The 13,256-nt window shown below is 72.6% G+C and carries 13 protein-coding genes; 2 read left to right on the top strand and 11 right to left on the bottom strand.

What is annotated here, in order from left to right:
* Positions 1-90 precede the first annotated feature (90 nt).
* The 5 genes from DK389_RS24640 to DK389_RS24620 form a co-directional block, all read right to left on the bottom strand.
* On the bottom strand, positions 91-606 hold the full coding sequence (locus DK389_RS24640; RefSeq protein ID WP_109893566.1) for a DUF3341 domain-containing protein: 516 nt from the start codon (positions 604-606) through the stop codon (positions 91-93).
* A complete protein-coding gene (gene nrfD / locus DK389_RS24635; protein WP_109893564.1) occupies positions 603-1,958 on the bottom strand; it encodes an NrfD/PsrC family molybdoenzyme membrane anchor subunit in 1,356 nt (451 codons plus the stop codon). Before nrfD ends, DK389_RS24640 begins: the two co-directional genes overlap by 4 nt.
* Positions 1,955-4,777, bottom strand: a complete 2,823-nt coding sequence (locus DK389_RS24630; RefSeq protein ID WP_109893562.1) for a 4Fe-4S dicluster domain-containing protein — start codon at positions 4,775-4,777, stop codon at positions 1,955-1,957. Before DK389_RS24630 ends, nrfD begins: the two co-directional genes overlap by 4 nt.
* Positions 4,765-5,424: a cytochrome c3 family protein gene (locus DK389_RS24625; protein ID WP_109893560.1), complete on the bottom strand. Its 660-nt coding sequence runs from the start codon at positions 5,422-5,424 to the stop codon at positions 4,765-4,767. The genes DK389_RS24630 and DK389_RS24625 overlap by 13 nt, the downstream gene beginning before the upstream one ends.
* A gap of 113 nt (positions 5,425-5,537) precedes the next feature.
* The gene (locus DK389_RS24620) at positions 5,538-6,395 is read right to left on the bottom strand and encodes an SDR family oxidoreductase (RefSeq protein WP_109893558.1); all 858 of its coding nucleotides are present in this window, start codon (positions 6,393-6,395) and stop codon (positions 5,538-5,540) included.
* A 163-nt stretch (positions 6,396-6,558) separates the two neighbouring features.
* On the opposite strand from DK389_RS24620, the gene DK389_RS24615 reads away from it, so the two are divergent.
* Entirely contained in the window at positions 6,559-6,864 is a 306-nt protein-coding gene (locus tag DK389_RS24615) for a hypothetical protein (protein WP_109893556.1), read from the top strand.
* 158 nt (positions 6,865-7,022) lie between these two features.
* Here DK389_RS24615 and DK389_RS24610 read toward each other — a convergent pair whose 3' ends face one another.
* The 6 genes from DK389_RS24610 to DK389_RS24585 form a co-directional block, all read right to left on the bottom strand.
* Positions 7,023-7,481: an AAC(3)-I family aminoglycoside N-acetyltransferase gene (locus tag DK389_RS24610; protein ID WP_109893554.1), complete on the bottom strand. Its 459-nt coding sequence runs from the start codon at positions 7,479-7,481 to the stop codon at positions 7,023-7,025.
* A 35-nt stretch (positions 7,482-7,516) separates the two neighbouring features.
* Positions 7,517-8,395: an MBL fold metallo-hydrolase gene (locus DK389_RS24605; protein WP_109893552.1), complete on the bottom strand. Its 879-nt coding sequence runs from the start codon at positions 8,393-8,395 to the stop codon at positions 7,517-7,519.
* A 90-nt stretch (positions 8,396-8,485) separates the two neighbouring features.
* On the bottom strand, positions 8,486-9,454 hold the full coding sequence (egtD, locus tag DK389_RS24600; RefSeq protein ID WP_418291970.1) for an L-histidine N(alpha)-methyltransferase: 969 nt from the start codon (positions 9,452-9,454) through the stop codon (positions 8,486-8,488).
* Positions 9,451-10,422 carry a class I SAM-dependent methyltransferase gene (locus tag DK389_RS24595; protein WP_109893550.1) on the bottom strand — a complete coding sequence of 324 codons (972 nt, stop codon included), beginning with the start codon at positions 10,420-10,422 and terminating at the stop codon, positions 9,451-9,453. The genes egtD and DK389_RS24595 overlap by 4 nt, the downstream gene beginning before the upstream one ends.
* A gap of 1 nt (position 10,423) precedes the next feature.
* On the bottom strand, positions 10,424-11,179 hold the full coding sequence (gene gntA / locus DK389_RS24590; RefSeq protein ID WP_109893548.1) for a guanitoxin biosynthesis heme-dependent pre-guanitoxin N-hydroxylase GntA: 756 nt from the start codon (positions 11,177-11,179) through the stop codon (positions 10,424-10,426).
* A gap of 393 nt (positions 11,180-11,572) precedes the next feature.
* A complete protein-coding gene (locus tag DK389_RS24585; protein WP_109893546.1) occupies positions 11,573-12,232 on the bottom strand; it encodes an SDR family NAD(P)-dependent oxidoreductase in 660 nt (219 codons plus the stop codon).
* 91 nt (positions 12,233-12,323) lie between these two features.
* Between DK389_RS24585 and DK389_RS24580 the strand changes: the two genes are divergently transcribed.
* The gene (locus DK389_RS24580; protein WP_236961042.1) at positions 12,324-13,247 is read left to right on the top strand and encodes a LysR family transcriptional regulator; all 924 of its coding nucleotides are present in this window, start codon (positions 12,324-12,326) and stop codon (positions 13,245-13,247) included.
* Positions 13,248-13,256 lie beyond the last annotated feature (9 nt).

The following is a 13,256-nucleotide window of genomic DNA, read 5'->3' as shown; positions in this document are numbered from 1 at the left end:
CGTCGCAGGCGGCAAGACCGAGGACGAGGCCGGCCGCGAGGACGAGCAGGCCTGCGCGCGGGAGAGGACCCGGGAGCGGTTCGGCGGGCCTCATTCGTGCAGCTCCGACACGAGACGCGCGCCGGCCTCCTCCAGGGTCCGGCGCAGCGGGTCCGGTTCGCCGTGTGGGGCGACGAGGAGGAAGAAGCGGTCCTGGCTGGCGCGCTCGAAGCGCGGCATGGCGAAGAGCGGGTGGTGAAGGCGCGGCAGGCTGCAGGCCCGGAGCATCACCGCGAATCCCGCGATCGCGGCGCAGAGCACCCCGACCTCGAAGGGCACCAGCAGGAAGACCGGCCAGGAATGGAGCGGGCGCCCGCCCGAGTTCAGCGGGTAGGCGTGGACGGCGCTGTACCATTGCAGGGCGTACATCGCCGCCGCTGACCCGAAGCCGGCGAGCGCCATGATCGGCCGCACGGGCAGGCGCGGCGGGTCGAAGGCGGCCGAGACCTCCTCGATCGCGAAGGGGGTGAAGGCGTCGAGGGCTCGGTGCCCGTCGGCGCGGGCGAGGCGCAGGGCGCGGACCAGCGCCTCCGGCGTCTCGAACTCGGCGAGCAGCGGCCGGCTCATGCGGCGCCCTCCGCATGGCTGACCTGGCGGACCTCGTGCATCGAGACGATCGGCAGGAGGCGCACCAGAACCAGGAAGCCGAGGGCGAACAGGCCCAGCGGCCCGAACAGGATGACGAGGTCGTAGAGGCTGACATGGTAGGTTCGCCACAGGCTGATCGCGTAGCCGTGCGAGAGCGTGTTCCAGACGATCAGGATACGCTCGAGCCACATCCCGACATTGATGAGGATTGCGATGGCGGCGAGCAGCCAGAGGTTGGCCCGAACGGAGCGGAACCAGAGCGCCTGCGGCACGAGGCAGTTGCAGGCCAGCAGCGCCGCGTAGAGCCAGCGGTAATCGCCGGCGAAGAAGTAGCCGACGACCGTGCGGTCGGCGTGCTCGCCGCCGTACCAGGCCATGAACCACTCGGTGGCGTAGGAGAAGCTCATCACGATGCTGGCAAACAGCATCACTTTTGCCATCGCGTCGAAATGCGCGGGCGTGATCATCGCCTGGAGGTTCAGCCCCCGGCGGACGACGATGGCGAGCACCACCACCATGGCGAAGCCCGAATACATGGCGCCCACGACGAAGTAGGGCGGGAACAGGCTCTCCTGCCAGCCCGGCATCAGGCTCGCGGCGAAGTCGAGCCCGACGATCGAGTGCACCGAGCAGACGAGCGGCACGGCGAGGGCCGCCATGGTCATGTGGAAGGTCTCCAGGACCCCCCAGTGCCGGGCGGAGTTGCGCCAGCCGAGCGCCAGCGCCCCGTAGACCATCCGGCCGGCCTGCGTCCCGGCCCGGTCCCGCATCGTGGCGAGGTCGGGCAGGAGGCCGGTGAACCAGAAGATCCCCGAGAACAGGAGGTAGCTGAGGATCGCCCAGAAATCCCAGACGAGGGCCGAGCGCCATTGCGGCCAGAGGTCCATCGTGTTCGGGTAGGGCGCCAGCCAGTAGGCGTAGAGCGGCCGGCCGAGATGGATGATCGGGAACAGTCCGGCGATCGCGGCCGCGAACAGGGTCATCGCCTCGGCGAAGCGGTTGATGGAGGCCCGCCAGCGCTGGCGGGTCAGGAGCAGCATCGAGGAGATCAGCGTGCCGGCGTTGCCGATGCCGATCCACCAGACGTAATTGGCGATCGAGACGCCCCAGACCACCGTCGTGTTCACCCCCGACAGGCCGATGCCGACCGTGAGCACCGCGCCGATCGCGATCAGAGTGATCACCGAGAGGACCATCGCGACGATGATCGCGATCATCCAGGCGCGGCCGGGCCCGCGCTTCTGGATCGGGTCGGCGATGGCCGCCGAGATCGCGCCGTAGCCGAGCCTGTCGGCGTCGATCCAGGCCCTGGGCCGGGGCACTGCGCTCACGAGCGGTCCTCCGCGAGGTCGGGGTTCGGGGCGCGCACATCCGCGAGGTAGGTGGTGCGGGGCCGCGTGTTGAGCTCCGCGAGGAGCGCGTAGTGGCGCGGGTCCTCGCGGAGCGCCGCGATCCCGTCCTCGGGCCGGTTGAGGTCGCCGAAGCGGATCGCCCGGGTCGGGCAAGCCGATTGGCAGGCGGTCGAGACGATGTCCATCGGCCGGTCGTCGCGGTCCGCCGCCTGCCGCTCGGTCGCGATGCGCTGGACGCAGTAGGTGCATTTCTCCATGACGCCGCGGGCGCGCACCGTGACGTTGGGGTTGCGCTGCGCCCGCACCGGCTCGGCGTCGAGATTGGCGAATTCCTGACCGTCGGCGTAGCCGAAGAAGTTGAAGCGGCGGACCTTGTAGGGGCAGTTCGCCTGGCAGAAGCGAGTCCCGACGCAGCGGTTGTAGACCTGCAGGTTCAGCCCCTCCCCGTCGTGCACGGACGCCGCCACGGGGCAGACCGGCTCGCAGGGGGCGTGCTCGCAATGCATGCAGGGCACCGGTTGGAAGCCCGCCCGCACCGCCTCCGGCGTGCCGGAATCGTAGATGTCGATCCGCAGCCAGTGCATCATGCGGCCGCGGGCGACCTCCTCGGGGCCCACCACCGGCACGTTGTTCTCGGACTGGCAGGCCACCACGCAGGCGTTGCAGCCGATGCAGGCCGCCGTGTCGATCACCATGCCCCAGGCGTGGCCGTCCGCGTCGCCCCGCCAGGGGTCGAGCAGGCTCGGCTGGTCGGCGCCGATCCCCTTCGGCTCGGCCCGCGCGAGTTCGGCGAGGTCGATCTGCCGGAACAGCGTCTTCGTCTCTCCCTCGATCTCGACGTAGTTCTGGGTGCGCAGCACCTCCGACCTCCGCCCCGTCGCCGCCAGCTCGACGCCCGTGGCGAGCCAGGGCGAGGCCGCCGTGACGAGGGGGTAGGCGTTCGCGCCGATCCGGTTGCCGATGGCGCCGGCCCGCTCGCGGCCGTAGCCGAGGGTGAGGGCGCCGACACCCTCCGCGACGCCGGATTCGATCGCGACCGTCGCCTCGACCGCGCGACCGCCGGCGGAGAGCCGGACGACGTCTCCGGCGCTCAGCCCACGCCGGGCCGCATCGCCGCGCGAGAGCGCGAGCGCGTTGCCCCAGACCTGCTTCGAGACCGGCTTCGGGCATTCCTGCAGCCACGCATTGTTGGCGGGGCGCCCGTCCCACAGGCAGGGATCCGGCCGGATCTCGACCGTGAAGCCCTCGGGCGCGGTCGCGGGCCGTACGGGCAGGCGCGGCTCGCCGGCCGCGACCGGTGCGGCTGCGCTGCCCGCCACGATGCCGTCGTGCAGGCAGCGGCGCCAGCGGGTCTCGAAATCCGCGCCCTCCCCCCAGGCCGCCTGCCAAATCTCCTGCCACGTCCGCCTGACGAGGTCATGGCCCGAGGCGGCCGCCTCGCCGCAGAGGAGCGCCAGCACCTCGTGCACGGAGCGACCGCCGTAGAGCGGTCGGATCAGCGGCTGGACGAGGCTCGCCGTGCCGTCGGTGGCGCGCAGGTCCGACCAGCTCTCGAGGGCGTGGGTGAGCGGCAGGTGCCAGTGCGTCGCGCCCGCGGTCTCGTCGCCGTGGAGCCCCGCATGGACGCTGAAGCGCGCCCGGCCGAGCGCCCGCGCAAAGTCGAGGTCGGCCGGCGCGGTGAGCACCGGGTTGGCGTCGAGGATGGCGAGAGCCTCGACCGTGCCCGCGTCGAGGGCCGCGCAGAGGCCCGCGAGGTCGGAGGGCGCGGGCTCGGCCCCGTCCGGCGGCGCGATGAGATCGACCGGCGCCCGCAGGCGCCCGTTGATCCAGTGCACCAGCGCATGCAGCTCCGGGGGCAAGGCGGGGCCGGCGAGCACCAGGGCGCGCCCCTCGCGGGCCCTGAGGTCGGCGGCCGCGGCCTCGGCGAAGCGGCGCGCGCCGTCCGTGAGGTCCGGGGCGGGCAGCCCCGCGCCGAGGGCGTTCGCCACCTGCGCGAGGAGGCCCGGCCAATCCCGCGGATGGAGCGCGCGGCGCGCGTCGGCCTTGATGCCGGTCAGCGTCGGGGCGGCTTCCGCGACGTAGAGCCGGCCGAAGCGGGCGGGGTCGCGGCGGCGCTCGGCGAAGGCCGCGGCGAGCCGGATCTGGTCCGGGCCGGGTCCCAGCGGGTCGGCGCCGACGCAGAGGATGGTCTCGGCGCGGTCGAGGTGCGGCAGCGCCCGCAAGGGGCGGCCGAAGGCGAGCTCCGCGCCCCGCGCGGCGGCCGCCTCGTCGACAGGCTCGTGCACGTGCCAGACCGCCTCCGGCAGGCTTGCGCGCAGCGCCGCGATCTGGCGCGCGAGCGTCGGCGAGGTGACGCGGCCGGTCAGCAGGTGGAGGCCGCGCCCGCCCTGCTCCCGGACCTTCGTGAGCGGCGCCCGCCATGCCCGCTCGAACATCTCCCAGGAGGCGATGCCGCTCGTCCGCTCGGTGACGGTGCGGGAACGGTCCGGATCGTAGAGGTCGAGGATCGCGGCCTCGGCGAACACGTCCGTCGCGCCCCGGCTTCCCGGATGCAGCGGGTTGCCCTCGATCTTGATCGGCCGCCCGTCGACGGCGATGGCGTGCACGCCCCGGCCCCAGCCGCTCAGGGACAGCGTCGTCGCGTAGCGCGCGGGTACGCCGGGCAGGAGTTCCTCCGGCGCCCGGACGTAGGGCACGATCTCCTCGGACGGCTTCGCGCAGGCGCCGAGCGCCAGGGCGAGGCCGGAGCCGAGGAGGCCGAGCGCCTCGCGGCGGGAGGGCGCGCTCAGCGGTGGCATATCGAGCACTCGCTGAGCCGCTCCGGCGAGCGGATGTGGCGCTCCTCGGCGAGGCGCCGGCCCACGACCCACTGATCGGCGGGCGCCTGCCAGAGGACGTCGAACACCGCCTCGTGCGCGCGCAGGTGCGGGGCCGGGTCACGGTGGCAATCGAGGCACCAGCCCATGGTGAGGGGCGCGGCCTGGTAGACGAGCTTCATCGTCTGGATCGGCCCGTGGCAGGTGGTGCAGCCGACGCCCTTGGCCACATGCACCGAATGGTTGAAGTAGACGTAGGCCGGCAGGGTGTGCACGCGCCGCCAGACGAGGGGGCGCTCCTCGGCGAGGCTCGTGCGGACCGGGGCGAGCATCGGTGCGTTGGTCCAGATCTGCGAGTGGCAGCTCATGCAGGTCTCGGTCGGGGGCAGGCCCGCGAAGGCTGCCGTCTCCACCGCCGTGTGGCAGTAGCGGCAATCGATCCCGAGGCCGCCGACATGGTGCTCGTGGCTGAAGGGCACGGGCTGCTCGCGGACGACGTTCTGGGCGGTGGCGTAGGGCGAGCGCCACAGGGTGTAGGCGAGGCCGACCGCCAGCACCGGCGCCGCGGCCATCCCGGCGAGCACGACGCGGGCGACCGAGTCGGCGCCCGGACGAAAGATCTGCACCATCCCCCGCGGGCACCCTCTACGCCGGCCCTGACACTGTCAGCGTAAGCGTGCAGGGCCGGCGGCAGTTCAATCGCGGATGCGAAAATCGTCGGCCGGACCGGGGCCGCCTCCCCTCACATGAACGGGCGTCCGCCCGTCACCGGAACCGTCGCGCCGGTGACGTAGCTCGACTCGTCGGAGGCGAGCATCACGTAGGCGGGCGCCAGTTCCCGCGGCTGCGCGGCGCGGCCGATCGGGGTGTTGCCGCCGAAATTCTTCACCTTGTCGGGCGGCATCGTAGAGGGGATCAGCGGCGTCCAGACCGGCCCGGGGGCGACGCAGTTCACCCGGATGCCCTTCCCCGCCACCATCTGGGCGAGCCCCGCCGTGTAATTGTGGATCGCGCCCTTCGTGGTGGCGTAGGCGAGGAGCTGCGGGCTCGGGGAATCGGCGTTGATCGAGGTCGTGTTGATGATCGACCCGCCCGGCCTCATGTGCGCGAGCGCGGCTTTAGTCAGGTAGAACATCGCGTGGATGTTTGTGGCGAAGGTGACCTCCCACTCCGCGTCGCTGATCTCCTCCGGGTCCGTGAAGGTCGCCTGATGGGCGGCGTTGTTCACGAGGATGTCGAGCCGCCCGAACGCCTCCACGGCCTTCTCGACGATCGCCCGGCAATGGGCGGCGTCCTTGATGTCGCCCGGCACCAGCACCGCCTTGCGGCCCGCCTCCTCGATCAGCCGGCGCGTCTCCTGCGCGTCGTCCTCCTCATCGAGATAGGAGATCAGGACGTCGGCGCCCTCGCGGGCGAAGGCCAGGGCGACGGCCCGTCCGATGCCGCTGTCGCCCCCCGTGATGATTGCCGCCTTGCCGTCCAGCCGGCCCGAGCCCCGGTAGCTCGTCTCGCCGTGGTCCGGCTGGGGGTTCATGGCGGCGGTCGAGCCCGGCATCGCCTGCTGCTGTTCCGGGTAGGGTGGCTTGGGGAAGTGCTCCACGGACGTCTCCTTGCGTCGAGCGGTGGGGTCTGTTCGGGAAACCGCGGCGGCCGCTAAAAGATCGGCGCCGGCCGCGATCGAATCAGGCGGCCGGCCAACGGGATCGATCGAACCAAATACGGCTCCGGGCGTTATCAGCGCCGGACAAGGGAGAACGCGCGACATGAAGATGCTCTGGGCAACGGCGGCCGTGGGTCTCGGCCTGTTGGCCGCGGTGGGTTCGCCCTCCGCTCAACCCTATGGCGGCCCCGATTACGGCTATCGGGACCGCGACTACCGCGACCGCGGCCGCGACTACGACGACAGGGGCCCCCGCTACCGGGATCGCGGCGCCTACGGGTTCGACGAGCGCGAGTACCTGCGCTGCAATCCGGACGTGCGGCGCGCGGTCGCCCGCGGCCAGATGGAATCGGGCGCCACGCATTACCGCGTGTTCGGCCGTCGCGAGGGCCGGCGGCTCAGCTGCTGAGCCGGGCGCCGCTCCGGACGGGGCCGGCTCGGGCGTTCTCCATGACCCTCGGGTCGTGGAGGAGGCTCGCGGAGGAGGCTCGCGAGGTCTCGCGGTGTCGGAGCAGGATGTCGTCCTGCCCGCGGCCGCCTGCATCCCCGGGCGCCACGGGGTGACGCCTAGGGGGTGATGTCGAAGTGCAGCACCTCCTCGCGGGTGCCGAGCGCCCCGTAGAGCGCGATCGCCGGGTCGTCGCCGTGATCGGCCTGGACGAAGATCACCCAGGCGCCCTGGTCCGCGGCGATGCCGCGCACCTGCCCGATCAGGGCGGTGGCGATGCCGCGCCGGCGCTGGTCGGCGCGAACCGCGAGGTCGTAGATGTAGATCTCCCGCCGCGCCCGCTCGAGCTTGTCGAAGGCGTAGGCGACGAGGCCCCCGACCACCTCCCCGTCGGCGAGGGCCGCCAGCACCACGACGTGCTCCCGGCCCAGGACGTCCGCGAGGTAGGCGTCGTCGGGCGGCGCGTCCCCGTAGGTGCCGGGCTCGCCGAACGCCTCGCCGAACAGGGCGTTCAGCGCCCGCATCCGGGAGAGGTCGGCGGGGCCGAGGCGGCGGAGGGTCACGGGCGCGGGCGGCATCGCCCGATTCTAGCACGGCCGTACGACGAGCGCGCTCACGCCGGAGGATCGGGCTCGGCGGCGGTGCCGACGTAGCGGCCCCGGGCTGGCACCGCCACGGCGTCGAAATCCTGCGCCAGCGCGTTCAAGCCCCGGCGCAGCTCCGGGCCGGCGAGCGGCCGGCCGTGCCCGGTGATCGCCCGCTCGGGGGCGAGGTCCGCCAGCGTCCGGACGGAGCGACGCGCCGCCGCCCAGTCGGTCGTGAGATACATCGGCGGGCCGTGCACCTCAGGCGCCTGGGTCGCGACCGCGTAGGCCGATTCCTGGGCCGTCGTCACGAACGCGTCCCCGGCGATGAGGCTGCGATCCGCCTCGCGCCAGAACGAGACGTGGCCCTCCGTGTGGCCGGGTGTGTGGATCCAGCGCCAGCCCGGCATCGCCGGCACGCTGCCATCCGCCGGCAGCGCCCGGAGACGCGCCCCGACATCGACCGGGCTCGTCGGGTAAAGGGGCGAGATCCGCGCCATCAGGCCGCCGCCGACGCTCGGATCGGGGGCCGGGTAGGACCGGCTCCCGTCGAGATAGGGATGCTCCAGGGCGTGCGCGTAGACGGGTGCGTCCCAGGACGCGGCGAGATCCTCCAGCGCGCCGACATGGTCGAAATGGCCGTGCGTCAGCACGATCGCCGCGGGCCGCGCGCCGGGACCGAACCGTGCCTCGGCGGCGCTGACGATGAACCGCTTCGAGCCCGGGATGCCCGCATCGACCAGCACCCAGCCGCGATCGCCCGCGGCGCCGACGAAGACGACGTTGGCGATGGCGAGGCGGCGATAGGCGAGGTCGGGCGCGATCTCGTGGGTGCCGTCGTCGCGGAGGGCGTCGGCGGCCGGATCGTCGGCGCGACCGTTCCGGGAGATGGGGATCTGCTGAGCCATGCCGGGTGTCCCGCGTGTTCGAGGGGGCGGCGCCCCGCGCGGGGCGCCTCGCGGGAACCGTGGGCCCCGCGTCGCTGTTCCGGGCGCGCTTCAGCCTTCGAGGAGGTGGAGGTTGAAGCGGCCCGCCTCGTCCTGCCAGGTCTCGGCGACCCGCCAGCCGCCCGTGGCCGCGAGCGCCCGGAAGGCGTCGGGCGCGTATTTGTGGGAGGTGTCGGTGTGGACGCTCTCGCCCGCCGCGAAGGCGATCGCCTCGCCCCCGAGCCGGAAGGTGGCGGCGGAGCGCGCCACGAGATGCGCCTCGACCCGGTTCGGATCGCCGCGGAGGCGGATCGCGTGGCGGAAGTTGTCCGGATCGAGATCGCCGCCGAGCTCCCGGTTCAGGCGCGCGATGAGGTTGAGGTGGAAGGCCGCCATCAGCCCGTCCGAGCCCGCATAGGCGCGCCCCAGGCGCTCCGGGTCCGTCGTCGCGTCGGTGCCGACGAGGAAGCGGCTCGGGCCGAGCGTCGCCCGCGCGCGCTCCAGGAAGGCGGCGGCATCGGCCGGCGGGAAGTTGCCGATCGTGGTGCCGGGATAGAAGCCGAGGATGGTGCGCCCGGCCGTCTCCACCGGCAGCCGCACCGGCTTCGTGTAGTCGGCGCAGACCGCGATCATCTCGACCGCCGGGTAATCGGGCGCGAGCCGCCGGATCGCGGCGGCGAGGTAGTCGCCCGAGATGTCGAGGGCGATGTAGGCGGCGGGGCGCTCCAGGGCGTCGAGCAGGGTGCGGATCTTGCGGCTCGCGCCGCTGCCGAACTCCACCACCGTGGCGCCCGGCCCGACCCGGCCCGCCACCGCGGCGGCGACGCGCGGCAGCAGGGTCATCTCCTGGCGCGTCGGGTAGTAGTCGGCCTGCCCGCAGATCCGGTCGAACAGGTCGGAGCCCGTCTCGTCCCAGAGATACTTGCCGGGCAGCGCCTTCGCCGGCGCGGTGAGCCCCGCCAGCGCGTCGCGCAGGAACTCGGCGCGCTCCGCCTCCGGGCCGCCGCCCGCGGCCTCATCGCGCGCGATGGCAGCGGTCACGGGCGGGTCGCCGTCAGGACGACGAGGGCGATGCGCTCCGCCTCCCCGTAGGCCGGGTCGTCGAGTTCCTCGCCGTACGCGTCCGGGTCGCATTCCCGGTAGGACCAGTCGAGGCCGGCACGCGCGCAGGCGGCGCCCGCCGCCTCGCGGAAGGGGTCTGTCCCCTCGACGATCGCCGCGCCCGTGAACAGGACGAGGCTCCCGCCCGGCGCGAGACGCGCGGCCGCCGCCTCGACGATTGCGAGCGACAGGCCGGCCCCGAGCGGGCCGCCGCCGTGCCGGTAGGCGCGCCCGGACGCGTCGATCATGAAGGGCGGGTTCGACACGATGAGGTCGAAACGGCCCTCGACGTCGCGCAGGAGGTCGCTGCGGCGGGTCTCCACACCCTCCACGCCGGCGAGCCGGGCGTTGACGCGGGCGGCGCGAAGGGCCGCGGGGTTGATGTCGACGAGGACGGTCTCGACGCCGGGCAGGCGCTTGGCGAGGGCGATGCCCGCCGCCCCGGAGCCGCAGCCGATGTCGGCGACGCGGTGCACGGGCCTGTCCCGACTCTCGAGATGCGCCAGCACCGCCGCGACGAAGCGCATCGTGTCGGGCCCGAAGAAGACGGCGTCGGCTGCGCTCGGCGGGTAGGCCGAGTGCGCGAACACCTCGCCGTCGAGGCTCGACAGGCGGATCGCCGCGCGCAGCCTCTCGCCCTCGCGCACGAGCACGCCCGCCTCGTCCATCAGGCCCACCAGCTCGTCGGGCAGCAGGCCCGGCCGGAAGGGACGGCTCCAGCCGAACACGTCCCGGAGGCTTCGCGCCTCGGCGTTGCGGGGGCGGGCGTTGACGCGCGCGTGGGTCGCGGGCGTCACGGTCGTGAAGCTGTAGCCCGTCCCGCGCAAGGCGCGGACGAGCGCGACGAGGGCCTCCTCGTCGGCGGGAAAGGCGGGCGGCCGCGTCAGGGCCCGGTCGGCGATCCCCATCTCAGCCGTCCATCTGGGGGGCGAGGAAGGCGCCGGTGCGCAGGTCCGCGGCGACCTGCTGGGCGTCCCAGGGCGGCGCCTCCTCCCGGCGCTGGAACGGGCAGGCCCAATCCTCCGGCACGGCACGCCCGCTGAACTGCCGGGCGGCGGAGAGCTGCCCGTGCTGGGCGAGCATCGGGTTGGCCGAGCCCGCGAAGGCGACGTCGCGCGCGACGATCGAGTCGCGCAGGCGCTCGTAGCGCCCCTGCGCCCGCAGGCGCTCGAACTGGTCGTGCAGGTTGAAGACGAGGACGGGGGTCTCGAAGCGGCGGGCGGGCCGGCTCGCCCCCGGATGCAGGCCGACGATGAAGAAGCCCTCGCCGCCGAGGCTCACGGAGAAATGCGGATCGTCCGGATCCGCCTTGACCCGCGGGTCGTAGCTCTGCCCGAGGCAATGGTCCTTGTCGGAGAGCGACTGGAGCCGCGCCCACAGAGCGTCCTCGAACGCCTCCTCTGAGAGGGCGTGCGGCCCCTCGAAGACCACCGCGAAGCTCTGGAACAGGTCCGGGCGCTCGCGGTAGCGGCAGATGAAGGCGAGCAGGGCCGGATAGATGCGCAGATCGTCCCAGCCCGAGCCGATGTCGCGGGCGACCATCACCTTCATCTGACCCCGCGAGAGGGCCGATTTCGCGCCGACGCAGGGAAAGGGGGCGTGCCGGATGAAGGTCCGGAAGCGCTCGGCCAGGGGATGCGCGCTATCGTCGGTGGGCAGGAGCATTGCGCCTCGTATCGGGATGCGGCGCACGGAGCGCTGCCGGTCGCCGAGCGGCCCGATCAGGAATCGAACCGATATGGGCGGCCGGCATCGCGCCGTGCTGCGGATGATCTCAAGACAATCGTCCGGTGGAACCACGATGGCAGGGCATTGTTCCGCGCAGATACGAACGAGGCTGTGGATATTGATCTGGGTTAATCAGGCATCTGCCGGATGAATTGGCGACGATATGTTGAAGACATCGCTGCAATCTGTCGCAGATCGTCCATGGTCCGACACGATCCACTGGGCGAAAACTGGTGCCGAGCATTTGCTTCTCGTGCCCGCCCGCGTCCCGGATCACATGCCTGTCGGGCGGTCGAACCCGTGGACCTGCGATCCGGCGCGGGAGCGGAATCAGCCTCGGGGCGTGTAGACGGCCTCCATCTCCCACGCGCCGGTAGGCTGGCTGTGGAACGTCCAGAAAAGCTCGCCCACCGCCCGCGCGTCCTCGGAGCCCGGCGTCACGAAGCCCGCGACCGTGACGGTGGCGACGTGGATGCCCTGCGCCCTGAAGCTCTCGAACAGGCCCTGAGCCAGGGCGCGGATCCCGGCCTTGCCGATGCTGAGCGAGAGGTAATCGGGATGGGGCTGCAGAGCGAATCCGCCGCCCGTGAGGAGGATGGAGCCCGATCGCCGCTCGGCCATCCTGCGGGCGGCGGCCTGCGCCGCCGCCATCGCGCCGCCGATGTTGACGGCGAGATCGCCGTTGAACGTGTCGCGCGGCTGGTCCGCCAGGGTCGCCTGACGCATGGAGGCGGCGTTGTAATGCAAGACGTCGATGCCGCCGAGATCGCGCTCCACGCCCTCGACCAGCGCGGCGACGCTCGCCGGGTCGCCCGCGTCGACGGTGCGAAACTCGGCCGTGTAGCCCTTCGCCGTCAGCTGGTCAGAGAGACCCTGCGCTTTGGCTGCGTCGCGGGCGCTCAGGACCACCCGGAAGCCCTCGTGGGCGAACCGCTCGGCCGTTTCCAGGCCCATGCCCGGGCCGGCGCCGATGCTCAGGAATGTCTTCATCGCTCATCTCCTCGACGTTTCGATGCGCCTCAGGTAAGCCCTGCAGAAGATCGGATTAATCCGGTCGTCCCGCATTTGACTCGTGCGAACGATGCAGGAATTGCTGGAGCCGGGCGGGCTCGAGGAGCTCGCCGCCTTCCTCGCCGTCGCCGAGGCCGGAAGCTTCGTCGAGGCAGCGCGGAAGCTCGGTCGCGACGCCTCGGTCGTGTCGCGGCGGGTCAGCCAGCTCGAGCAGCGCCTCGGCGTGCGGCTCCTGTCGCGCACGACGCGGCGCGTCGCGCTGACGGAGGTCGGCGCGACCTATGCCCGCCGGGTTCAGGCGCTCCTCGATGAATTGGCGAGCGCCAGCCGCGAGGCCAGCGACTTCGCGGCGAGCCCGCAGGGTCTCGTGCGGGTATCGGTCCCCCTCACCTTCGGGCGGCAATGGATCGCGCCGCTGCTGCCGTCCTTCCTCGCCCACCATCCTCAGATCCGCATCGACGCGCGGTTCAGCGACCGCTTCGTCGACGTCGTCGCGGAGGGCTTCGACGTCGCGATCCGGGTCGGTGCCAGGGGCTTGCAGGACAGCTCGCTCACCGCGCGGCGGCTCGCCTCCTACCGGAACCTGCTCGTCGCCGCGCCGGGCTACCTCGCCGCGCACGGCACGCCGCTGCTGCCGGCCGACCTTGCGGACCATGCCTGCCTGGGATTCACCGGCCACGCCGCCTGGCCCGACTGGCCGCTGACGAAGGACGGGGTGCGCCGCACCGTGCGCCCGGCCTGCGCCCTCGTGGCCGACCATTCCGAGGTGCCGCTCATGGCGGCGATCGACGGTGCGGGGATCACCCTCACGGCCCATTGGCTGGCCGGACCGACGCTCCGCGCGGGCCGGCTCGTCGAGGTGCTGCCGGGCTGGGGCGGGAAGGAGGATGGCGGCGTCTACGCGATCCTGCCGCCCGGCCGCCTCGTGCCGACCAAGACGCGCCTCTTCGTCGAGGCGGTCACGCGATCCATCCGGGCGGGTTGGGGCCAGTGAGGCGGTGGG

This window comes from Methylobacterium durans (assembly GCF_003173715.1).
Taxonomy (GTDB): domain Bacteria; phylum Pseudomonadota; class Alphaproteobacteria; order Rhizobiales; family Beijerinckiaceae; genus Methylobacterium; species Methylobacterium durans.
This window is presented reverse-complemented; position numbering and strand designations above follow the sequence as displayed.

Bases quoted from the DNA above. Each gene is read 5' to 3' on its own strand.
- DK389_RS24595 (WP_109893550.1), bottom strand. From the start codon at position 10,422: ATGGGGATCGCCGACCGGGCCCTGACGCGGCCGCCCGCCTTTCCCGCC.
- DK389_RS24580 (WP_236961042.1), top strand. From the start codon at position 12,324: ATGCAGGAATTGCTGGAGCCGGGCGGGCTCGAGGAGCTCGCCGCCTTC.
- DK389_RS24615 (WP_109893556.1), top strand. From the start codon at position 6,559: ATGAAGATGCTCTGGGCAACGGCGGCCGTGGGTCTCGGCCTGTTGGCC.
- DK389_RS24585 (WP_109893546.1), bottom strand. From the start codon at position 12,232: ATGAAGACATTCCTGAGCATCGGCGCCGGCCCGGGCATGGGCCTGGAA.
- DK389_RS24625 (WP_109893560.1), bottom strand. From the start codon at position 5,424: ATGGTGCAGATCTTTCGTCCGGGCGCCGACTCGGTCGCCCGCGTCGTG.
- DK389_RS24610 (WP_109893554.1), bottom strand. From the start codon at position 7,481: ATGCCGCCCGCGCCCGTGACCCTCCGCCGCCTCGGCCCCGCCGACCTC.
- gntA (WP_109893548.1), bottom strand. From the start codon at position 11,179: ATGCTCCTGCCCACCGACGATAGCGCGCATCCCCTGGCCGAGCGCTTC.
- DK389_RS24630 (WP_109893562.1), bottom strand. From the start codon at position 4,777: ATGCCACCGCTGAGCGCGCCCTCCCGCCGCGAGGCGCTCGGCCTCCTC.
- DK389_RS24605 (WP_109893552.1), bottom strand. From the start codon at position 8,395: ATGGCTCAGCAGATCCCCATCTCCCGGAACGGTCGCGCCGACGATCCG.
- DK389_RS24640 (WP_109893566.1), bottom strand. From the start codon at position 606: ATGAGCCGGCCGCTGCTCGCCGAGTTCGAGACGCCGGAGGCGCTGGTC.